Source organism: Kluyvera sp. 1366, assembly GCF_054823405.1.
The window spans coordinates 94,555-115,631 of sequence record NZ_JBTRDW010000010.1; the positions used below are offsets into that span (position 1 = coordinate 94,555).

At 56.6% G+C, this 21,077-nt stretch carries 17 protein-coding genes; 6 read left to right on the plus strand and 11 right to left on the minus strand.

The window, feature by feature from the left end:
* Window positions 1-26 precede the first annotated feature (26 nt).
* The 4 genes from malP to glpE all read right to left on the minus strand — a co-directional run bounded on the left by malP (window position 27) and on the right by glpE (window position 4,592).
* Window positions 27-2,432: a maltodextrin phosphorylase gene (gene malP, locus ACVLVH_RS20780; RefSeq protein WP_498950008.1), complete on the minus strand. Its 2,406-nt coding sequence runs from the start codon at window positions 2,430-2,432 to the stop codon at window positions 27-29.
* A gap of 175 nt (window positions 2,433-2,607) precedes the next feature.
* Window positions 2,608-3,366, minus strand: coding sequence for a DeoR/GlpR family transcriptional regulator (locus tag ACVLVH_RS20785; RefSeq protein WP_101762688.1), 759 nt, complete (start codon window positions 3,364-3,366; stop codon window positions 2,608-2,610).
* 42 nt (window positions 3,367-3,408) lie between these two features.
* Complete coding sequence (gene glpG, locus ACVLVH_RS20790) at window positions 3,409-4,233, minus strand: rhomboid family intramembrane serine protease GlpG (RefSeq protein WP_110867722.1); 825 nt, start codon at window positions 4,231-4,233, stop codon at window positions 3,409-3,411.
* Between the two features lie 32 nt (window positions 4,234-4,265).
* On the minus strand, window positions 4,266-4,592 hold the full coding sequence (glpE, locus tag ACVLVH_RS20795; RefSeq protein ID WP_008107933.1) for a thiosulfate sulfurtransferase GlpE: 327 nt from the start codon (window positions 4,590-4,592) through the stop codon (window positions 4,266-4,268).
* Window positions 4,593-4,820: 228 nt separating this feature from the next.
* On the opposite strand from glpE, the gene glpD reads away from it, so the two are divergent.
* Complete coding sequence (gene glpD / locus ACVLVH_RS20800) at window positions 4,821-6,329, plus strand: glycerol-3-phosphate dehydrogenase (protein ID WP_110867634.1); 1,509 nt, start codon at window positions 4,821-4,823, stop codon at window positions 6,327-6,329.
* 131 nt (window positions 6,330-6,460) lie between these two features.
* On the opposite strand, the gene iolE is transcribed toward glpD, so the two are convergent.
* From iolE to iolD, 3 genes are all read right to left on the minus strand, one after another.
* Complete coding sequence (gene iolE / locus ACVLVH_RS20805; protein ID WP_137386669.1) at window positions 6,461-7,357, minus strand: myo-inosose-2 dehydratase; 897 nt, start codon at window positions 7,355-7,357, stop codon at window positions 6,461-6,463.
* Between the two features lie 65 nt (window positions 7,358-7,422).
* Complete coding sequence (gene iolG, locus ACVLVH_RS20810; protein ID WP_217549901.1) at window positions 7,423-8,436, minus strand: bifunctional inositol 2-dehydrogenase/D-chiro-inositol 1-dehydrogenase; 1,014 nt, start codon at window positions 8,434-8,436, stop codon at window positions 7,423-7,425.
* Between the two features lie 68 nt (window positions 8,437-8,504).
* Window positions 8,505-10,439: a 3D-(3,5/4)-trihydroxycyclohexane-1,2-dione acylhydrolase (decyclizing) gene (iolD, locus tag ACVLVH_RS20815; RefSeq protein ID WP_312464233.1), complete on the minus strand. Its 1,935-nt coding sequence runs from the start codon at window positions 10,437-10,439 to the stop codon at window positions 8,505-8,507.
* A gap of 549 nt (window positions 10,440-10,988) precedes the next feature.
* On the opposite strand from iolD, the gene ACVLVH_RS20820 reads away from it, so the two are divergent.
* Entirely contained in the window at window positions 10,989-12,902 is a 1,914-nt protein-coding gene (locus tag ACVLVH_RS20820) for a bifunctional 5-dehydro-2-deoxygluconokinase/5-dehydro-2-deoxyphosphogluconate aldolase (protein ID WP_137386672.1), read from the plus strand.
* A gap of 331 nt (window positions 12,903-13,233) precedes the next feature.
* On the plus strand, window positions 13,234-14,079 hold the full coding sequence (locus tag ACVLVH_RS20825; protein WP_192414806.1) for a MurR/RpiR family transcriptional regulator: 846 nt from the start codon (window positions 13,234-13,236) through the stop codon (window positions 14,077-14,079).
* An 83-nt stretch (window positions 14,080-14,162) separates the two neighbouring features.
* On the opposite strand, the gene iolB is transcribed toward ACVLVH_RS20825, so the two are convergent.
* The 3 genes from iolB to ACVLVH_RS20840 form a co-directional block, all read right to left on the minus strand.
* Window positions 14,163-14,978, minus strand: coding sequence for a 5-deoxy-glucuronate isomerase (iolB, locus tag ACVLVH_RS20830; RefSeq protein ID WP_192414804.1), 816 nt, complete (start codon window positions 14,976-14,978; stop codon window positions 14,163-14,165).
* 24 nt (window positions 14,979-15,002) lie between these two features.
* Window positions 15,003-16,508 (minus strand): CoA-acylating methylmalonate-semialdehyde dehydrogenase, encoded by a 1,506-nt coding sequence (locus ACVLVH_RS20835; RefSeq protein ID WP_008107947.1) that lies wholly within the window; start codon window positions 16,506-16,508, stop codon window positions 15,003-15,005.
* A gap of 114 nt (window positions 16,509-16,622) precedes the next feature.
* Window positions 16,623-16,805 (minus strand): hypothetical protein, encoded by a 183-nt coding sequence (locus tag ACVLVH_RS20840; RefSeq protein WP_280172167.1) that lies wholly within the window; start codon window positions 16,803-16,805, stop codon window positions 16,623-16,625.
* Window positions 16,806-16,932: 127 nt separating this feature from the next.
* Here ACVLVH_RS20840 and ACVLVH_RS20845 point away from each other — a divergent pair, with 127 nt between their 5' ends.
* A complete protein-coding gene (locus tag ACVLVH_RS20845; RefSeq protein WP_498950009.1) occupies window positions 16,933-17,748 on the plus strand; it encodes a TIM barrel protein in 816 nt (271 codons plus the stop codon).
* A gap of 214 nt (window positions 17,749-17,962) precedes the next feature.
* On the opposite strand, the gene ACVLVH_RS20850 is transcribed toward ACVLVH_RS20845, so the two are convergent.
* The gene (locus ACVLVH_RS20850) at window positions 17,963-19,186 is read right to left on the minus strand and encodes an MFS transporter (protein WP_498950010.1); all 1,224 of its coding nucleotides are present in this window, start codon (window positions 19,184-19,186) and stop codon (window positions 17,963-17,965) included.
* A 226-nt stretch (window positions 19,187-19,412) separates the two neighbouring features.
* Between ACVLVH_RS20850 and ACVLVH_RS20855 the strand changes: the two genes are divergently transcribed.
* Together ACVLVH_RS20855 and ACVLVH_RS20860 are read left to right on the plus strand one after the other, a co-directional pair.
* Window positions 19,413-20,126, plus strand: a complete 714-nt coding sequence (locus ACVLVH_RS20855; protein WP_101762698.1) for an ABC transporter ATP-binding protein — start codon at window positions 19,413-19,415, stop codon at window positions 20,124-20,126.
* Complete coding sequence (locus ACVLVH_RS20860) at window positions 20,104-21,075, plus strand: ABC transporter substrate-binding protein (protein ID WP_192414797.1); 972 nt, start codon at window positions 20,104-20,106, stop codon at window positions 21,073-21,075. The genes ACVLVH_RS20855 and ACVLVH_RS20860 overlap by 23 nt, the downstream gene beginning before the upstream one ends.
* The last annotated feature ends 2 nt before the right edge of the window (window positions 21,076-21,077 follow it).

Consider the following 21,077-nt stretch of genomic DNA (forward strand, 5'->3'; position numbering starts at 1 on the left):
TGTCTCCAAAATCATCAATCGTGTCTTTATCGGGCCGCCTGCCAAATCCGCTGCTGATAATCGCGAATTGAACGGTCAGAGCTGAAGCGGCCGGTGTGAGCGGTATTGAGGATCGCTGCGCGCGTCCAGGCGTCCGGGTTTTTCCACAACGCTTCCACCTGCTGCTGCGCGGCGATGTAGTCATCAAAGTCGGCCAGCACCAGCCAGGGATCGCCATTTTTGGTCAGGCTTTGCAACATCAAATCAAACGCATGCTTATCGCCGTCGCTGAACTTGCCCTTCTCCAGCTCCTTCAGCAAACCATCCAGATAAGGATTCTGTTTACGCAGCTTTTTCGGGCTGTAGCCGCCCGCCTTCAGCGCTTTCACCTCGTCCACGCTGTTGCCGAAGATAAAGATATGCTTCGCGCCCACCGCTTCAGCAATCTCCACATTGGCGCCGTCCAGCGTGCCAATGGTGAGCGCGCCGTTCAGCGCCAGCTTCATATTGCCGGTGCCGGAAGCCTCATAACCGGCGGTGGAAATTTGCTCGGAGAGATCGGCGGCCGGAATCATCAGCTCTGCGGCGGTGATGCGGTAATCCGGGATAAACACCACTTTAAGGCGATCGCCGACGAGTGGATCGTTGTTGATCACCTCCGCCACTTTGTTGATGGCATAGATGATATTTTTGGCGAGGTAGTAGCCGGGCGCGGCTTTGGCGCCAAACAGGAACACGCGCGGCACGAAGTCGGGGTTATCCGGGTTGTCGCGCAGCTGGCGATAGCAGTGCAGCATATGCAGCAAACTGAGGTGCTGACGTTTGTACTCATGCAGTCGCTTAATCTGCACGTCAAACAGCGCATCCGGATTGATATCAATGCCGGTCACGCGCTTGACGTAGAGCGTCAGCCGCTGTTTGTTTTGCTGCTTGATGTGGCGGAACTGCTGACGAAACGCCTTCTTGCGGGCGAAAGGTGCCAGCCACGCCAGCGCATCGAGATCGTTGGCCCACTCAACCTGCAGGCTGTCATCGATCAGCGTCGCCAGCAGCGGATTGCACTGTTTTAACCAGCGGCGCGGCGTGATGCCGTTGGTCACGTTGTGGAATTTGTTCGGCCACAGCAGGTGATATTCCGGGAACAGATCTTTCACCACCAGCTCGGAGTGCAGCGCCGCCACGCCGTTGACGGCGAAACAGCTCACCACGCACAGATTCGCCATGCGCACCTGACCATCAGCCACCACCGCCAGCTTGTGCCAGATCGCTTTATCGTCTGGCCACCGTTGCTTCACCACCTTTTTCAGGCGGCGATTAATCTCGCGGATGATCAACATATGGCGCGGCAGCAGGTCGCGCACCAGCTTCTCATCCCAGCGCTCCAGCGCTTCCGGCATCAGCGTGTGGTTAGTGTAAGCAAAAGTGCGGCTGGTGATATGCCACGCATCGTCCCAACTCAGTTGATGCTCATCCAGCAGCACGCGCAGCATCTCCGGGATGGCGATGGTGGGATGCGTGTCGTTAAGCTGGATCACTTCGAAATCTGGCAAGGTGCGAATGGCGCGCCCGGCGAGATGATGACGCCGCAGAATATCGCCCACCGCGCAGGCGCACTGGAAATACTGCTGCATCAGGCGCAGCCGCTTACCTTCGGCATGATTATCATTGGGATAAAGCACTTTGGTCAGCTTGTCGGCTACAATGCCTTGCTGCTCAGCCTCCAGGAACTGGCCGTTGTTGAACGCGGTGAGATCGAACGGCTGCGCGCTGCTGGCTTTCCACAAGCGTAGCGGCAGCGTGATACCGTTGCGATAGCCCACCACCGGCAAATCCCAGGCTTCGCCTTTGAGGTGAATTTTAGGTCGCCAGCTGAGGCTGCCATCGTGGTTCTCTTTGACCTTGCCGCCGAGGCCTACTTGCACATCCAGCGCGGCGTTGTAGCGGAACCACGGATAGCGATCGCGCTGCCAGTCATCCGGCGCTTCCTGCTGCTGTCCGTCGGCAAACGTCTGACGAAACAGGCCGTATTGATAGTTGAGGCCGTGGCCCATCGCAGCCTGGCCGACGGTCGCCATCGAATCCATATAGCAAGCGGCCAAACGCCCCAATCCGCCGTTACCGAGTGCCGGATCCACCTCCTCTTCCAGCAGTTCGCTCAGCTCAACCTGATGTTCCGCCAGCGCGGCTTGCACTTCGTTATACCAGCCAAGATTGAGCAAATTGTTGCCGGTCAAACGCCCCAGCAGAAACTCCATCGACAGATAGTTGACGTGGCGCTGCCCGTGTTTGGCTGGCGCAGGTGGCTGCGTCGCCAGCATTTCTGCCAGCACGCGGCTCAGCGCTTGCCACCATTGCTGCGGTGTCATTTGCTGGGCGGAAGTGAGCCCGAGATGCTGCCATTGGCGGGTGAGCGCGGCGTCGAAACGTGTTTTATTGAATTTTTGCTGCGACATATCAATCCCTTCGAGTCCGTTAACGGTAAAGCCGGGCGAGCGCAAGAGGTGAATGGATAAGTAAAGCTGGGGGCGCAGAAAAAAGCGACAGGGAAATGCAGGTGCGGTGAAAAAAATCGGTGCTGATTTTTGTAGCGGCGCGATTTATCGCGCAATAAATTGCGCCGCTACGGCATTAGCAAAGTTCGAGGTGAACTTCGTGCTGTTCAATCACTTTCAGCACGCTGGCCGGCGGGCTTTGATCGGTATACATGTAATCAATCAGGCTCATATTGCCGAGGTTGACCATCGCATTACGGCCAAACTTCGAGTGATCCACCACCAGCATCACGCAGCGCGAGTTTTCGATGATGGCGCGTTTGGTGCGCACTTCGTGATAATCGAACTCCAGCAGCGAACCATCCATATCAATGCCGCTGATGCCGAGAATGCCGTAATCGAGGCGAAACTGCGAAATGAAGTCCAGCGTCGCTTCGCCCATGATGCCGCCATCGCGCGTGCGCACTTCGCCGCCGGCGATAATTACGCGGAAATCCGCTTTCGCCATCAGCAGAATCGCCACGTTGAGGTTGTTGGTGACAACGCGCAGATTGTTGTGATTGAGCAGCGCATGCGCCACCGCTTCCGGCGTGGTGCCGATATCAATAAACAGCGTGGCGCCATCAGGGATCTGGCTCGCCACACGCTCAGCGATGCGCGCTTTCTCCGCCGACCACATCATTTTACGATCCTGCCATGCGGTATTTTCTGAGCTGGACGGCAGCGCCGCCCCGCCGTGATGGCGCATGATTTTGTTCTGATCGGCCAGGTCGTTCAGGTCACGCCGAATGGTTTGCGGGCTGACTTCAAAGTGATCAACAAGCTCTTCGGTACTGACATATCCCTGACGCCGGACCAGATCGATAATGGCGTCATGACGTTGCGTCTGCTTCACATCTCTCTCCTCGGCTCGTGGCCGCTTCTTTTATTGGTGCTGCTAACGACGCGTAATCTTACGCGTATCAACAAATGCCATCGCTAAACCCACCAGCAAGCCGGTGACGTGCGCGGCGTTGGCGATCGACAGACCAAATGCGCCGTACCAGCCAATCACCAACCATACGACCGCAAAGCCAATCAGGCCGCGCTCGAGATAAATACCACTTTCGGGATCGCGCTCGCCGCGCAGCCAGCAGTAACCCATCAACGCGTAAACCACGCCCGACAAGCCACCAAACAGCACGCCGCTGAACTTGGCCTGCATCCAGCCGGTTAGCAGCGCCGAGATCAGCATAATCACAAACAGCTTGCCGCTGCCGAGACGCTTCTCGACCGCACCGCCGAGATACCACCACCACATCAGGTTGAACAGGATATGCAGTAGCGAGAAGTGCAGCAGCGCATGGCTAAACCAGCGCCACACCTGGAAATATTGCGAAGAATCCGCCGGCCACGCCAGCCAATCCAGCGCCACATCATCACCGACGATCTGCATCAGGATAAATACCGCGACGCAGGCGATCATGATGGTCATGGTGAGCGGACCTGCGCGTTCGCGAATGCTCGCCCAGATGTGGGTGCGCTCGTAGCGCAAGCCACTTTCGGTGTTGCCGCTATGCCAGCTGGCCGCCTGATAGCGCGGATGGTTGGGATCGCGCACGAACTGCGCGAGTTCGTTTTCGACCCTCTCCAGCTTGCTTTCGTCATCCAACATAATGACAAAGTGGCTTTCGCGCTCAATGCGTAGCGTCACGCCGCGGGTCGCCATGTAGTCGACAAACGCCTGCGCCATGCGCGGATTATTGAACTGGGTGATGCGCATCATGCGGTGATCTCCTTCCTTATGCGATGGGCTCAGGCGTCGCCGAGGGCAACCTGCGCCGGGAATGCCGCGCGCCAGGCATCAAATCCGCCGTCAATGCTGTACGCCGCGCTGAATCCCTGGCCCAGCAGGAACTGCGCCGCGCCTTTGCTGCTGTTGCCGTGATAGCACATCACTAGCACCGGCAAAGCCTGATTGGCGTTGGCGATGAAATCCGCCAGATTGTCGTTGGTCAGGTGCTGCGCGCCCGCCGCGTGGCCCATCATAAAGCTCTGCGGATCACGGATATCCACCAGCTGCGCACCTTGTGCCAGATGCTCTTGCGCCTGCAGGACGTTAATACACTCGAAGGTTTCCATGGTGTCTCTCATTACTTCATCACAATTAGCGCCTAGTTTAACCTGAGAACGCGCCGCGATAACCTGACAAGTCCTGTGGTTATGTGATTTTTTTCCTGTCGGAATGTTAGCTATATCACGCAAAAATGTTTTTATTCAGTTAACCGCTGGCGTAGATGTTGGTTTCCGATTATTATTACGCTCGAAAACGAACATTTTAGAACTATTCCGAACATCGGAGGAGATGACGTGGAAACCAAAGACCTGATCGTGATCGGCGGCGGCATTAACGGAGCCGGCATTGCAGTGGACGCTGCAGGACGCGGACTGTCGGTGCTGATGCTGGAGGCGCGGGATTTGGCCTGTGCAACCTCCTCCAACAGCTCGAAATTGATTCACGGCGGCCTGCGCTACCTTGAACACTATGAATTCCGCCTGGTGGGCGAAGCGTTAGCAGAGCGTGAAGTGCTGCTGAAAATGGCCCCGCACATCGCTTTCCCGATGCGCTTCCGTCTGCCGCACCGTCCGCATCTGCGTCCGGCGTGGATGATCCGTATGGGCCTGTTTATGTACGATCGCCTCGGCAAACGCACCACGCTGCCGGGCAGTAAGAGCCTGCGTTTTGGCGCGGATTCGGCCCTCAAGCCGGAGATCACGCGCGGATTCGAATATTCTGACTGCTGGGTTGATGATGCGCGCATGGTGGTACTCAATGCGCAGGAAGTAGAAAAACAGGGCGGCGAAGTACGCACCCGCACGCGCGTGACCCGCGCCTGGCGTGAAGCCGGTTTGTGGATGGTGGAAGCCGAAGATATCGACAGCGGTAAAACCTACACCTGGCGCGCCAAAGGTCTGGTCAATGCGGCCGGTCCGTGGGTAAAAGAGTTCTTCGACGATGGCCTGAAGCTGAAATCGCCGTACGGCATTCGTCTGATCAAAGGTAGCCACATCGTGGTACCGCGCGTCCATCGCGAAAAGCAGGCGTATATCCTGCAAAACGAAGATAACCGTATCGTGTTTGTGATTCCGTGGATGGATGAGTTCTCCATCATCGGCACCACCGACGTGGAGTACAAAGGCGATCCGAAAGACGTGAAGATCGATGACAACGAAATCAGCTACCTGTTGAACGTGTTCAATGGACACTTCAAACAGCAGCTGAGCAAAGATGACATCGTCTGGACTTACTCGGGCGTACGTCCGCTGTGCGATGACGAATCGGATTCGCCGCAGGCCATCACCCGTGATTACACGCTGGATGTGCATGACGACAATGGCCAGGCTCCGCTGCTGTCCGTGTTCGGCGGCAAGCTGACCACCTATCGTAAGCTGGCGGAACATGCGCTGGAGAAACTGACTAAATACTACCCGAATATCGGCCCGGCGTGGACCAAAAACGCGGTATTGCCGGGCGGGGATTTCTCCGGTTCACGCGAGGATTACACCGCCAGCCTGCGTCGTCGCTATCCGTTTATTAGCGAAGGTATGGCGCGTCACTTTGCGCGGACTTACGGTAGCCGCACCGAAGAGCTGCTGGCAGGCGCGAAGAGCATCGACGATCTGGGTGAAAACTTCGGTCACGAGTTCTACGAAGCCGAGCTGCGTTACCTGGTGAAAAACGAATGGGTACGCGAGCTGGATGATGCGATTTGGCGTCGTACCAAACAAGGTATGTGGCTGAACGAAGCCGAGCAGGCGCGCATTGCAGAGTGGCTGGCGGTCAACGCACAGAAACCGGCGTTGTCGTTAGCGTCATAATCTCAGCCAATTAAAAGGCCGTTATCCTGAAGGGATAACGGCCTTTTTTTATGGAAAACAGCGCGATAAATCGCGCCGCTACGAATGCGTGTACATCCCGTAGCGGCGCAATGCATTGCGAGCATTTGCCCTTATAACCCCGCATTCTCGCGGATGTACTTACGCGCTTTCACCGCATATTCGAACGGATTGGCCAACGCCGGATCCTGCTCCGCTTCCACCACCATCCAGCCTTTATAGCCGTAATCATCGAGGATTTTGAACACCGGTTTAAAATCGATCACGCCATCGCCCGGCACGGTGAAAGTCCCCTTCTTCACGCCGTCCAGGAACGACAGCGATTTCTCACGCACTTCGGCTACCACGCTGTCGCGCACGTCTTTCAGATGCACGTGGAAAATACGCGGCAGATATTTGGTCAGCACATCCAGCATCGCCTGCTGTGAACCTTCGGAATAGTAGATGTGGCCGGTATCGTACAGCAGGCCAACATTCTCATTGGTCGATTCCATAAAGCGGTCGATCTCGGCTGGCGTCTGAATCCCGGTGCCCATGTGATGGTGCAGCGTGACGCGCATGCCTTTCTTCGCGGCGATCTCCGCCAGCTCGTTGTAGCCTTCCGCGGTTAAGCGCCACTCTTCATCGCTGAAAATCGGCTTCTGCTCCAGCACCGCCAGCGTGGTGCCCTGAATACTTTTGCTCTGCTCGGAGCAACCAATCACGCGCGCGCCCATCGCATGCAGGAAGTTCATGTGATTGGTGAATTCGTCAATGGTTTTCGCTTTGTCGCCGTTGGCGAAGAAGGTGCTGAACCAGGCGTTGCAGATCTGAATGCCACGGATATCTAGCATCGGCTTGAGAATCGCCGGATCGCGCGGGTATTTGCTGCCCACTTCGCTGCCGGTAAAGCCCGCGAGCGCCATTTCACTCACGGTTTGCTGGAAGGTGTTTTCGCTGCCCAGCTCCGGCATGTCGTCGTTAGTCCAGCCGATTGGCGCAATCGCCAGTTTAACGTTGTCTTTGTTCATCTTGTTGTCCCTGATTCACAGAGGCGGCCGCTGAGCCGCCGAGGAGTATTTAGCGCACAGCTCAGTTATTTAGCGTAGAAATCCGGACGCGGTGGCATGGTTACCGGCTCAATCGCGCCGCTGTTCTGCGCTTTATGGCAGGCATCGGCGGCCACGGAGGCAGCGAATCCATCCCAGGCAGAAGGTCCGGTCAGTTGGCCGTCTTTCACGTCATTAATAAACGCTTGCAGCTCAACGTCATAAGCATCAATGAAACGGTCTTTCCAGTCGGTTAGCAGCGGCACGCCGAGACGCGCGTTTTTGCGCGTTTGGATCGCCGAAGGCTCCGGCAGCTTAGCGATGCCCTCTTCGCCCACCACTTCACACTGAATGTCGTAGCCGTACGCGCAGTTAACAAAGATCTCCACATCAATGCGGATACCTTTCTGCGTTTCGAACAGCACGATCTGCGGATCTTTCAAATTGGCATGAGACTTCGACGTGGTGCGCGGGAACACCACCTGCACGGTTTTGTAGTCGTCTTCGGTCAGCCAGCGCAGCACGTCCAGCTCGTGAATCAGGGTGTTGGTGATCGCCATGTCGGTGGTGTAATTCTCGCCGACGCTCTGGTTGCGGTGCGCGCAGTGCAGCATCAGCGGTTCGCCGATTTCACCGTCAGTGATCACTTTTTTTAGCGCGCGATAGCCGGCATCGTAAGGGCGCATAAAGCCCACTTGCACCAGACGTTTACCGTGTTTGATCTCGGCATCCACAATGCGACGGCAACCTTCAGCGCTCAGCGCCAGCGGCTTTTCACAGAACACCGGTTTGCCGGCCGCGATTGCCGCCAGCGTAAACTCTTCGTGGGTCGGATCCCAGGATGTCACCAGCACGGCGTCAACGTCTGGCGAGTTGATCACCTGATGACCATCCTGATACACCTCGGCTTCGATATTCAGACGTTGCAGCGCCGCGCGCGCCCCTTCCACGTTGATATCAGAAACCGCCACCACTTTGGCACCCTGCAAGACGTTATTGCAGCGACGAATGTGTTCCTGACCAATTGCACCGGTACCAATTACACCGAGTTTGAGCGTCATAATTACACCTGTAGAGTCGGATAAGTTAGGGTAAAACAAGGCCGGAGAGCTCCGGCCTAAAAGAGGTTTTAATACTTACGTGCTTGTTCGATATGCACGTTAAGGTTGTCGGCCACTTCTTGCGTGCGCGTTGACGTAGAGGTTTGCGCCACGCCGACGTGCCACCAGCTGAAGTATTTGTGCACCATGGTTTTTGGCAGCACTTTGATGTCGAACAGCACGGAAACGGTCTGCTTCTGCGCGTCGATCAACGCGGCTTCCAGCTGTTCCAGCGTGGTGATGCGGTAGGTTTTGCAGCCGTATCCGCCGGCAATCGCCGCGAAGTCCACTGGCACAAAGCCGCCATCCAGCTTGCCGCCTTCCGGATTACGGAAGCGGAACTCGGTGGTGAAGCTGTCCATGCCGTGTTCCATCTGCAGGTTGTTGATACAACCGTTGGTCATGTTATCCAGCAGCACCACGTTGATTTTCGCCCCTTCCTGAATCGACGTGACCAACTCGGAGTGCAGCATCATGAACGAACCGTCGCCAACCATGACGTAGACTTCACGCTGCGGCTGCGCCAGCTTTACGCCCAGCGCGGCATTCACTTCATAACCCATACAGGAGTAGCCGTACTCAACGTGGTACGAGTTGTAATCTTTGGTGCGCCACACGCGCTGCAGGTCGCCCGGCAGACTGCCCGCTGCCGCGACGATCACCGCATCCTTTGGGAGCTGCTCGTTTAAGGTGCCCAGCACGCTGCTCTGCGTCAGCACCGATTTCGTCAGGCGCTCAAACTCGGCAAACAGCGCTTCGCGATCGGCGTGGTCGGCGATTTCCGGAATGAAATCGTCGGTGTTATAGGTGGCGGCATAGACGCGCTGCGTCTCTTTCAACAGCTTGCTTTGCGACAGCTCAATCTGGTCGCCCCAATGGTTTTCGAAACCTTGCAGCCCGCTTTCCAGCGCGGTTAAACCTTCACGCGCATCCGCCAGCAGCTGCACCGCATCCAGCTTGTAGCTGTCGAAGTTGCTGACGTTGAGGTTCAGATAGCTGACGTCCGGATTCTGGAAAATCCATTTCGACGCGGTGGTGAAGTCGGTGTAACGCGTACCGATACCAATCACCAGATCGGCCTCTTTCGCCAGCAGGTTGGCCGCCAGGCAGCCGGTTTCGCCCACGCCGCCGACATTGAGCGGGTGATCGGAAACGATGGTGCCTTTACCGGCCTGGGTTTCGGCAAACGGAATGTTGAAGCGCTCGGCAAATTTCAGCAGCGCATCCCCGGCATCGGAATATTTCAGGCCACCGCCGACAATGATCAGCGGCTTGTGTTTACGCGCAATCAGCGCCAGCGCATCTTCTAATTGCGCGGCCGTTGGCAAGCGGCGATCCAGACGATGCACACGTTTCTGGAAAAAGTATTCCGGGAAGTCCCAGGCTTCGCCCTGCACGTCCTGCGGCAGCGCAATCGTCACCGCGCCGGTTTCTGCCGGATCGGTCAACACGCGCAAGGCGTTGATGCAGGCAGTCATCAGCTGTTCCGGGCGGCTGACGCGATCCCAGTATTTGCTCACGGCGCGGAACGCGTCATTGGTGCTGATGCTGAGATCGTGGCTCTGTTCGATCTGCTGCAATACCGGATCCGGTTGGCGCGTAGCGAACACATCGCCCGGCAGCAGCAGTAAAGGAATGCGGTTGGCGGTCGCGGTGGCAGCAGCGGTAATCATGTTGGCCGCGCCGGGACCGACCGATGAGGTACAGGCGATAATCTGACGACGCAGCGACTGCTTGGCAAAGCCAATAGCAGCGTGCGCCATGCCCTGCTCGTTACGGCCCTGATGCACCACCAGATCGCCGCTGTCCTGCTCCAGCGCCTGTCCCAATCCCAGCACGTTGCCGTGACCGAAAATGGCAAAAATGCCTTTCACAAATTTGGTTTCAACGCCGTCAACGTTCAGGTATTGGTTATCAAGAAATTTTACCAGCGCCTGTGCCGTGGTGAGTCTGATTGTGCCCATATGCTTCTTCCTTTACATGCTGGTACCTGCGGCGAGGTACATCGCGGTTCGGGTAAAAACTGCCGTTCACGGCGCCCGCGGATTAAGTGAAACGTGAGGCGATTATAAACAAATATTTTTTTCATTAAACACGATTACAGAAGAAACATTTCATTTTGCGATGGAGATCAAATTCAGCAATGAAACGTGGGCTGCGCAAGCCGCGAAAGGGGGAAAAGTGGAACAGTAACAGGTCATTTGCAGGTCATAACGAAATTTCATTTCACTTCAGTAGCTTCCTTGATTCGCCAGCACTTTCCTGAGACCTGGCTCACAAGCCTGACTATCACTGAAACTCCCGACGATTCAAACGCCGCTTTGCGGCCTGGTCAGAGTTTTACCTGGCTCACAAAATCGTGATGGATGTTTCATTTCATATTGAATTTGGAATTTTTATTCCTCATACTGCGACCAAAGCCAATCAGGCACCTTGAGAACCCGGAAGCAAAGCGCTCGACGTTGGGCGGCAGCGCCCGCAGTGTCTGCTTATCACAGAAGGAAACAATAGGTATGAGTACACAACAGAAGCGGCTTGATGTGATTTGTATCGGACGCATCGCCGTCGACCTCTACGGTCAGCAAATTGGATCACGCCTGGAAGATATGACCAGCTTCAACAAATATCTCGGCGGGTCTTCCGGCAACGTGGCCTACGGTACGGCGATCCAGGGCCTGAAATCGGCGATGCTGGCGCGCGTAGGTGACGAGCATAACGGCCGCTTTTTGCGTGAAGAGCTGCAACGTGCGGGCTGCAATACCGATGGCCTGATTACCGATAAGCAGCGCCTGACCGGGCTGGTGATCCTTGGGATCAAAGATGAAGAGAGCTTCCCGCTGATCTTCTACCGCGACAACTGCGCCGATATGGGGCTGGTGCCGGAAGATATTAACGAAGATTTCATCACCTCTTCACGCGCGGTCGCCGTCACCGGCACGCACCTTTCGCATCCGCAAACCCGCGCCGCCGTACTGAAAGCGCTGGATATCGCCAAACGCAACGGCCTGCGCACCGCGCTGGATATCGATTATCGTCCGGTACTGTGGGGATTGACCTCACTCGGCGACGGCGAAACGCGTTTCATTGAATCGGGCGAAGTGACGCAACAGCTACAGGAAGTGCTGCACTATTTCGATTTGGTGGTCGGAACGGAAGAAGAGTTCCATATCGCTGGTGGCAGCACCGATACGCTGACCGCGCTGAAAAATGTGCGTAAATCGAGCCAGGCCACATTAGTGTGCAAACGCGGTCCGCTGGGTTGCGTGGTGTTTGAGGGCGAGATCCCGGATAGTTGGGAACAGACCAAACTGCAGAGCGGCGTGCGCGTTGAAGTGCTGAACGTGCTGGGTGCCGGCGATGCCTTTATGTCTGGCCTGCTGCGCGGCTGGCTGAATGATGAAAGCTGGGAGCAAGCGTGCCGTTACGCGAACGCCTGTGGCGCGCTGGTGGTTTCGCGCCACGGCTGTGCACCGGCGATGCCGACCAAAGAAGAGCTGGATGATTTCCTAAGCCGCGATAAAGAGGTGAAACGTCCGGATCTTGATGTACGTCTCAATCACCTGCATCGCGTCACCACGCGTAAACAGCAGTGGCCAGAGCTGAATGTGTTCGCCTTCGACCATCGCAAACAGCTGGCTGATATGGCGCGCGAAGCGGGCGTCAGCGAAGCGCGCATCCCAGAATTGAAACTGCTGCTGCTGCGTGCCGCAGAAGAAGCGGCCAATGAAGCCGGCCTGAATGAAAAGAGCGGCATCCTCGCGGATACCACTTACGGCCAGAAAGCGCTGAACGCGATTACCGGTAAAAACTGGTGGATTGGGCGTCCAATTGAGCTGCCAAGTTCACGTCCGCTGCGTCTTGAGCACGGCAACATCGGCTCACAGCTGGTCGACTGGCCAGCCGAGCACGTGGTGAAATGTCTGGTGTTCTACCATCCGCACGACAGCGCGGAACTGCGTAAAGAGCAGGATGAGCTGGTGCTCGATGTGTGGAATGGCTGTAACAAGAGCGGGCACGAACTGCTGCTGGAGCTGATTCTGCCGGAGAGCAATCCGGACCGTAACGAATCTTACTATTACGACATGCTGAGCCACTTCTACAGCCTTGGCATTCAGCCAGACTGGTGGAAACTGCCGCCGCTGTCTGCCGAAAGCTGGCAGGCGATCAGCGGGTTGATCGAGCAGAACGACCCGCACTGCCGCGGCATTCTGCTGCTGGGCCTCGATGCCCCGGAAGAGACGCTGAAAGCCGGTTTCGCCGCCGCAGCGCAAGCGCCGTGGGTGAAAGGTTTCGCGGTAGGTCGCACCATCTTCGGCCAGCCGTCACGCCAGTGGCTGCAAGGCGAGCTGGATGATACAGCGCTGGTTGAGACCGTGAAAGGGAACTACCTGCGGTTGATCGGCTACTGGCGCGCTGTACGCGGTTAAGTGCGAAGTTAGCTGGGAAAAAGCGGCCAATTGGCCGCTTTTTTGATTGTGCTCGCTGGCCCTCATCCTAGCCTTCTCCCGCCAGCGGGAGAAGGGACCGATCCAGCAATTGTTGAGTATTGAACGCGATCCGGTGTACCGCACAAGACGGTTCCCTCGCCCGCTTGCGGGAGAGAGTTAGGGTGAGGGGAAAACCTGCATATTCTGTGAGGCATTTCATAAACCGATGAAATAAGCGTCACGATGATGTCAAACAAATGAAATTTTCCATCCATCTGGTACTATAGCGCTCATTATCCAGCCATATTTTCTTTTCTAGCGGGCCGAAGTAATGACCAATAATCCAACGCAATTAACCTTGTTACAGGACGAGATCCGTCGTCGCTATGAGACGCTGAGCAAACGCCTGAAGCAGGTGGCTCGTTATATCCTTGATAACAGTAACAGCATCGCTTTCGATACCGTTGCTTCCATTGCACAACATGCCGATGTGCCGCCCTCCACGCTGATCCGCTTTGCCAACGCCTTTGGCTTCAGCGGCTTCAACGAAATGAAACAGGTTTTCCGTCAGCACCTGATGGAAGAGACCGTTAACTATACCGAGCGCGCACGTCTGTTCCGCCAGACCGCCACTGACGACAGCGCCACTTCACCAGAGAGCCCGGCCGAAATTCTCAATGTCTTCACCATGGTGAATAGTCAGGCGCTGCAACAGCTGGCGATGCAGGTAAATCCGGACCAGCTCAACCGCGCGGTGAAAATGCTCGATGAAGCCGAGAACATCTACATCATCGGCCTGCGTCGCTCATTCAGCGTGGCATCGTATCTGGTGTATGCGCTGCGCCATCTGGAGCGTCGTGCGTTCCTGATCGACGGCCTCGGCGGCATGTTCACCGAGCAGCTGAGCATGGTGAACCCGAAAGACGTGGTGATCGCCATCAGCTATTCGCCATACGCGCGTGAAGCGGTGGAGTTGGTTGAGTTGGGTGCCAAACGTGGCGCGCATCTGATCGCCATCACCGACAGCCAGGTCAGCCCGCTGGCCGCCTTCAGCGATGTGTGTTTTGTGGTGCGTGAAGCGCAAGTGGATGGCTTCCGTTCGCAGGTCGCCTCGCTGTGTCTGGCACAGACACTTGCCGTGTCGCTGGCGCTGAACAACAACGTGGCCAGCGAATAAATACTCCGTAGAGTCGCCATTTATGGCGGCCACCAACTAAAAAGGCAGCCAAGTGGCTGCCCTTTTTTACGTTGGTACGCATGTTACGAACGCGGATACTGGTCGCTGTTCACCCAGGCGTGATCTTTCTCCCAGGTAAATTTCCACAGACGTTTTGGACCCGCCATCACGTTGAGATAGTAGTTATCGTACCCGGCAATGGTTGCCACCGGATGATAGCCACGCGGCACCGTCACCACATCGCGGTTATACGGCGCCATGCACTCGTCGAGGGAACGGTCGTCGGTATAAACGCGCTGCATGGCGAAACCTGGCTCAGGATCGAAACGGTGATAGTAGGTCTCTTCCAGATAGGTTTCGTCCGGGCTGTTTTTCTGGTCGTGCTTGTGGCTGGGGTACGAACTGGTCGCGCCTTCATCGGTGTAAACTTCCACCACCAGCAGACTGTCGGCCTCTTTATTGTCCGGCAGAATGTTGTGTACCAGACGCTGATTACGCCCTTTACCACGCTGCTCAACACCAACATCTTCCGGCGCAATCAGTCGCGCCGGCAGGTTGCCGCTGCTCGGTGCATTACACACCGCCAGCTCCAGATCGCTATCCGCATACACTTCCACTTCGTCGTTATGCGGTACGTAAACTGAGTAAGGCGGAGTGCGTTCAAACGGCGACAGACGCTTACCCAGATTCGGAAACTCGGCGTGACGGGTTTTCACCGACGCAAAGCCCGCCACCAGCACCAGACACAACTCTTTGTCGCCGCTAATCAGCTTCAGGCTCTGCCCTTTTTTCAGCAGATAGGCATCAAAGCCGACATATTCCCAGCCCGCGCTTTCCGGCGTGACGTGCTGGATGCGGCCGTTGCTGTCGGGTTTTTGCGCTTTCGAAATCAGAGACATCCTGTTCCTCCTTGTTGAGCGAAATTAGCCCAGCGTCGGCATGCTGAACTCAGATACGGTCTGCTGACCGCTCGGCCAACGCACGGTGGCGGTTTTCATGCGGGTGTAGAAACGCACGCCGTCTGGACCGTGCACGTTCAGCGCACCAAATACCGAACGCTTCCAGCCGCCGAAGCTGTGGAACGCCATCGGCACCGGAACCGGCACGTTAACGCCAACCATGCCAGCTTCGACGTTCTGCACGAACTCACGCGCGGTGTGGCCGTTGCTGGTGAAGATGGCGCTACCGTTACCGAATTCGTGGCTGTTAACCAGCTGCAGTGCGCTGTCGTAATCGCTGGAACGCATGATGCTCAGCACCGGCCCAAAGATCTCTTCGCGCCAGATAGTCATATCCGACGTCACATTGTCGAACAGCGTGCCGCCAACGTAGTAACCTTCTGCATGGCCAGCAACCTGTATGCCGCGGCCATCAACCACCAGCTTCGCGCCTTCCTGCTCACCTTTGTCGATGTAGCCCAGCACTTTCTTCTGGTGCGCAGCAGAAACCACCGGCCCCATTTCATTCTCTTCGGCACCTTTCTGGATGCCAGGACCGACGCGCAGCGCTTTGATCAGCGGCGTCAGACGCGCAATTAGTTTGTCTGCGGTGTCGTCACCCACGGCAACCACAACCGGCAGCGCCATGCAGCGTTCACCCGCTGAACCAAACGCGCCGCCCATAATGGCGTTCACGGTGGCATCGAGATCGGCATCGGGCATCACGATGGCGTGGTTTTTCGCCGCGCCAAACGCCTGCACGCGTTTACCGTGGGCGCTGGCAGTTTTATAGATGTGCTCCGCTACGCCGGAAGAACCCACGAAGCTGACTGCGGCGATGCGCGGATCTTTGTACAGCTGCTCGGCATCTTCGTTAGACGAATGCACCACGTTGAATACGCCATCCGGCAGGCCCGCTTCTTTCAGCAGTTCGGCCATGCGCACAGATGCGGAAGGATCCAGCGCCGGTGGCTTGAGGATAAAGGTGTTGCCGCACGCCAGCGCGATGGGGAACATCCACAGTGGCACCATCGCCGGGAAGTTAAACGGTGTGATACCGGCGACAACGCCGACCGGCTGCATCAGCGAATAGCTGTCAACGCCGGTGCCCACGCTCGGTGAGTTCTCACCTTTAATCAGATGCGGAATACCGCAGGCATACTCGATCACTTCGATACCGCGCGTCAGTTCACCCAGCGCATCGGACCACACTTTACCGTGCTCAGACACGATCAGTGCCGCCAGCTCTTCGCGATGTTTTTCCATCAGCGCTTTAAAGTTGAACATCACACGGGCACGACGCAACGGCGCGGTTTTCGACCATTCCGGGAAGGCGGCATGCGCGACTTCAATCGCCTTTTCCACTTCAGCAGCGGTGCTCTGCGTCAGTTCACGCACGACTTTGCCGGTCGCCGGATCGTACACGGGAATGGTTTCATTGCTGGCGCTGTGGGTAATTTTGCCGCCGATAAAGTTTCCTACGATAGTCATGTCGTTGCCTCTTAGATGTGAAGTTCCCTGCAGATAGCCCGTTCGAACCGCGACGCTGCGTGTGCAGGCAATACTTAAAGCGTGCTATGAAGCTATCGTAATGAAATGAATTTTTCAAATACTTCTTTTTAGAAAATTTCCTTTTAGCGGCATGGATCGCATTTTTTCCGCCTGCGCTGACAGCCGGGTGTAAATCAGCTCGTAGCGCTGCACTGCTGGCGCTAAAGGCTCGCCAAACCGCTCTGCCGTTAAGCCGTTGCCCGCACCGAATTTATGTCTGAAATCCAGCTTACCCATGCAACGCGAAACGAAATATGAAATTTTTGCGAGGCAGATCCAATATCTGATATTTCATAATTCAATAATAATGAAATAAATGTTCTCTTTGCAGCACCTAATCCGTATCCGTTTACAGGAGCCGCACATGGCCATCGATCCGACCCGTTTCTGTATTAACCGTAAAATTGCGCCCAGGCTAACGCTGGAAGCCTTCTTTCAGCTGGTGCAACGCCTGGGATTGAGCAAGGTTGAACTGCGTAACGACATGCAGAGCGGCAAGGTAACCGATGATCTCAGCGCGGCGCAGCTGCGCGCGCTAGCGGATAAGCACCACATTGAAATCGTGACGATTAACGCGCTCTATCCGTTTAACCGTGCCGATGAGTCGCTGCTGGTTAAAGCCGACGCGCTGCTACAGGAAGCTCGGGCCATCGGCGCAAAAGCGCTGGTGATGTGTCCGCTCAATGAAGGGATTCAGATTCCGCCCCAGCAGACGCTGGAAGCGCTGCAGGTATTGGCGCCGCGCTTTGAAAAGTATGGCATTCAGGGGCTGATTGAACCGCTGGGCTTCCCGGTCAGCTCGCTGCGCTCGGCGGTGCAGACGCAGCAACTGATTCAGCAAGCAAAAGTCCCGTTTAAGGTGCTGCTCGATACCTTCCATCATCACCTGTATGAGAACGCCGAAAACGAGTTCCCGCAGGAGATTGATATCAACCATATTGGTCTGGTGCATTTATCCGGCGTGGAAGATACCCGCTCAACGGCGCAGCTGACCGATGAACAACGCATCATGCTCAGCGACCGCGATGTGCTTAACAGCGTGGCGCAGGTGAAACGTCTGGAGATGTTGGGCTATAAAGGCGTGTATGCCTTTGAGCCGTTTTCATCCGCGCTGGAGACGTGGAAGCCAGCAGACATTGAGCGCCAAATTCGCTACAGCATTGAGTTGCTGCAAGCCTAAACGAACCCTTATCTGTGTCTAAACAAGGCACTTTTGTTAGTGTTGGCCTCGGTCGGAGGCCTTTTTTTCATACCCGTCATATTTTAAGCCATAGCTGCGTTGGCTGCCCGTGCTCACCCCAGTCACTTACGGGCGTAAGCTCCTGGGGATTCTCACGCTTGCCGCCTTGCTCTGACTTAAACTATTTAGGGTATGCCTGAGTTCAATAGCAAAATTATGCGTTCTCTTTAACCTCCACCATCGGCTCTTCCGGCATCCGCTTAATCATGCGCAGCGTGCAGAACAGCGCTAAACACACCAGCAGTGCGGTGAGGAAATAGACCAGGGACACGCCGGCATAACTCATGATGAAACCGGCGATCGGCCCGGTGATGCCCAGCGATAAATCCATAAACGCGGTATAAGTCGCGAGCGCGCTGCCCTGATTCTGCTGCGGCACCACTTTTACCGCCACCACGCCAATCGCCGGGAATACCAGCGAGAAACCCGCGCCGGTGAGGAACGCGCCCATCTTCGCCATCCACGGGTCGAATGAACCGGCCACCAGAAACAGGCCCATCGCTTCTACCGCAAAGCAGATACTCGCCACGCGCAAACCACCGAGCTTGTTGATGGCATTCGGAAACAGCAGACGCGTGCCGACGAACGCGGCACTGAACATGGTCAACGCGAAGGCGGCACCATCCCAACCTTTATCCTGATAAAACAGCGTGATAAAGGTGGCGATCACGCCAAACCCGGCGGAACCCATCGCCAGAATCAGGCCGAAACCATACACCTTGCTCAGCACGTCACGGAACGGCAGCGGCTTGGCTTTGCTGCCTCTCACTGATGCGCGCGGCAGCGCCAGCGCAATTGCCAGCACACAAATGGCAATGATGATGCTGGAAAGCAGCAGCAAGCCGCCGCTGCGGAAAATCACCACGCCGAGCGGCGCACCAATCGCCATCGCGCCATAGGTGACAATGCCGTTCCACGAAATCACCCGGCCAATATGCAGCGAACCGACGCGCGCCACGCCCCACAGCGACGTACCGGTGCCGGAAAAACTCTGTCCGATGCCGAGAATCACGCGCCCCAGACACAGCAGCACCAGGCTCAGCACGCCCTGCCCATCGCTGAGCGCCGACAGCAAAATACAGATGCCGCTCAGCAAGCATCCCACCAGCCCCAGCACCACCACTTTTTTCGGCCCCCACAGATCGGCATAGCGTCCCGCGTGTGGGCGACTGAGCAGCGTGGCGATGTATTGCAGGCTGATCACCAATCCGGCCCAGAAGGCGTTGTAGCCCAGTCCGTCATGGACAAAACCGGGCAGCACCGCCAGCGGCAAGCCGATGGTGAGATAGCTGGCAAAGTTGAACTTCACGATGGAAAGGATCAGTAAATTGAGGCGAAAACGGCCGTGTTCAGGTGCGGCGGCAGGCGAGTCAGGCATGAGTGATTGCGCTCGTGGGTGACGGAATTTTTATAACAAGAGGATAACTATACGCCATTTGGTTTTATCCGCATCAGTGAAATGCCCAGTTTTATGGTCATCATTTCGTCATATCGCGCTCGTAGACTCGCCCCCAATCAAATCCCAAAGAGGATAACAATCTGATGACGCCCCTGATTTCTCAGGCGCGCGTGCGTAACGCTCACGCCTTCGCGGGAGGTGGCCGATGACGCATGCCGCGCTGCCTATTGAACTGAAAAATCTCAGATGGTCGGTGGATAACCTGACTATTCTGCACGATCTCTCCCTGACCATTCCCGCAGGCGAAATTCTGGCGCTGCTCGGCCCGAGCGGCTGTGGCAAAAGCACGCTGCTGAAACTGCTGGCGGGTTTGTTGCAGCCCACCGCCGGCGAACTGTGGATCGGCCAACGCTGCGTGGCCTCACCGCGCCACTGTGATGCGCCGGAAAAACGTAACCTTGGCATGGTGTTTCAGGATTACGCGCTGTGGCCGCACATGTCGGTGGCGCAAAACGTCGCCTTTCCGCTGCGTATGCGCGGCATGAAAAAAGCCGCCGCGCGGCAACAGGCCGATGCCGCACTGGCGCAGGTGGGCCTTGAGGATTTTGGCGATCGCAAACCGGCGCTGCTTTCAGGCGGCCAGCAGCAGCGCGTGGCGCTGGCGCGCGCGCTGGTGGCGAAACCGGCCATTCTGCTGTTCGACGAACCGCTCTCCAACCTCGACCGCGACCTGCGTGAAACTCTGGTTCACACCATGGCGGATTTGCTGCGCGCGGCGCGCATCACCGCTGTTTACGTTACGCACGATCGCGACGAAGCCAACACGCTGGCCGACCGCATCATTCACCTGGCGCAGGGCCAGATTGTTTCCGTTACTCACCTCTCAGGGGACTGCAATGCCATCTCTCAAGTCAGTTAAAACAGGAGCCATCAGCGCGATAATGTTGACTTCCGCCATCATGATCAACGACGCCCAGGCGCTGACTGTATACACCGCCGGTCCGGGTTCGCTGTCGAAAAGTCTTGCCGCCGGATTTGAAAAACAGACCGGCATCAAAGTGAATATTTTCCAGGCCACCACCGGCAAAGTGATGGCGCGTCTGGAAGCGGAACAGGCCAATCCGCAAGCCGACGTGCTGATCTCGGCTTCGTGGGATACCGCCGAAGATCTGCAACAGCGCGGCTGGCTGCTGCCGTTCAACAGCGCCAACGCGGCGAAGGTGCCGGATCAGTTCAAAACCGCCAACTATGTCGCGCAAGGCATTTCCGCGCTCGGCATCGTGTGGAATACGCAAAGCAACACGCCAGAGCCGAAAACCTGGCAGGATCTCACCGCGCCCGCCTTCAAAGATAACGTCACCACGCCGGATCCGGCGCTGTCTGGCGCGTCACTCGATCTGCTGATTGGCCTGCAAAACAGCGAAGGCGAAAAAGCCTGGCAGCTGTTTGACCAGCTGAAAGCCAACGGCATGGTGATGAGCGGCCCCAACGCGCAGGCGGTGACGCCGGTGCTGCAAGGCGCGAAAGCGGCGGTGTTTGGCGCGGTCGATTACGTCACCTATAACAACATCGCGCAGGGCGAGAGCGTGAAAGTGATCTTCCCGGAAAACGGTACCGTGGTCGCACCGCGTCCGATGATGATCCTGAAAAGCAGCCAGCACCCAGACGATGCGAAAAAGTTCGTTGATTACGTGCTGTCAGATGAAGGTCAGGAGCAAGTGGCGAAAGCCTGGCTGATGCCGGCGCGTACCGATATCAAAGCGCAACGTCCGCTGTTTACCGAGATCAAGTTATTGCCGTCTAATCAGGATGGCAGCAGCGAACGTTCGGCGGTGCTGAAGCGCTTTGGCGCCCTGTTCGGACAGTAAGC

Coding starts and splice junctions, on each gene's coding strand:
- malP (WP_498950008.1), bottom strand. CDS start 2,432: ATGTCGCAGCAAAAATTCAATAAAACACGTTTCGACGCCGCGCTCACC.
- glpG (WP_110867722.1), bottom strand. CDS start 4,233: ATGCGCATCACCCAGTTCAATAATCCGCGCATGGCGCAGGCGTTTGTC.
- glpE (WP_008107933.1), bottom strand. CDS start 4,592: ATGGAAACCTTCGAGTGTATTAACGTCCTGCAGGCGCAAGAGCATCTG.
- iolE (WP_137386669.1), bottom strand. CDS start 7,357: ATGAACAAAGACAACGTTAAACTGGCGATTGCGCCAATCGGCTGGACT.
- iolG (WP_217549901.1), bottom strand. CDS start 8,436: ATGACGCTCAAACTCGGTGTAATTGGTACCGGTGCAATTGGTCAGGAA.
- iolD (WP_312464233.1), bottom strand. CDS start 10,439: ATGGGCACAATCAGACTCACCACGGCACAGGCGCTGGTAAAATTTCTT.
- ACVLVH_RS20820 (WP_137386672.1), top strand. CDS start 10,989: ATGAGTACACAACAGAAGCGGCTTGATGTGATTTGTATCGGACGCATC.
- ACVLVH_RS20825 (WP_192414806.1), top strand. CDS start 13,234: ATGACCAATAATCCAACGCAATTAACCTTGTTACAGGACGAGATCCGT.
- iolB (WP_192414804.1), bottom strand. CDS start 14,978: ATGTCTCTGATTTCGAAAGCGCAAAAACCCGACAGCAACGGCCGCATC.
- ACVLVH_RS20835 (WP_008107947.1), bottom strand. CDS start 16,508: ATGACTATCGTAGGAAACTTTATCGGCGGCAAAATTACCCACAGCGCC.
- ACVLVH_RS20840 (WP_280172167.1), bottom strand. CDS start 16,805: ATGGGTAAGCTGGATTTCAGACATAAATTCGGTGCGGGCAACGGCTTA.
- ACVLVH_RS20845 (WP_498950009.1), top strand. CDS start 16,933: ATGGCCATCGATCCGACCCGTTTCTGTATTAACCGTAAAATTGCGCCC.
- ACVLVH_RS20850 (WP_498950010.1), bottom strand. CDS start 19,186: ATGCCTGACTCGCCTGCCGCCGCACCTGAACACGGCCGTTTTCGCCTC.
- ACVLVH_RS20855 (WP_101762698.1), top strand. CDS start 19,413: ATGACGCATGCCGCGCTGCCTATTGAACTGAAAAATCTCAGATGGTCG.
- ACVLVH_RS20860 (WP_192414797.1), top strand. CDS start 20,104: ATGCCATCTCTCAAGTCAGTTAAAACAGGAGCCATCAGCGCGATAATG.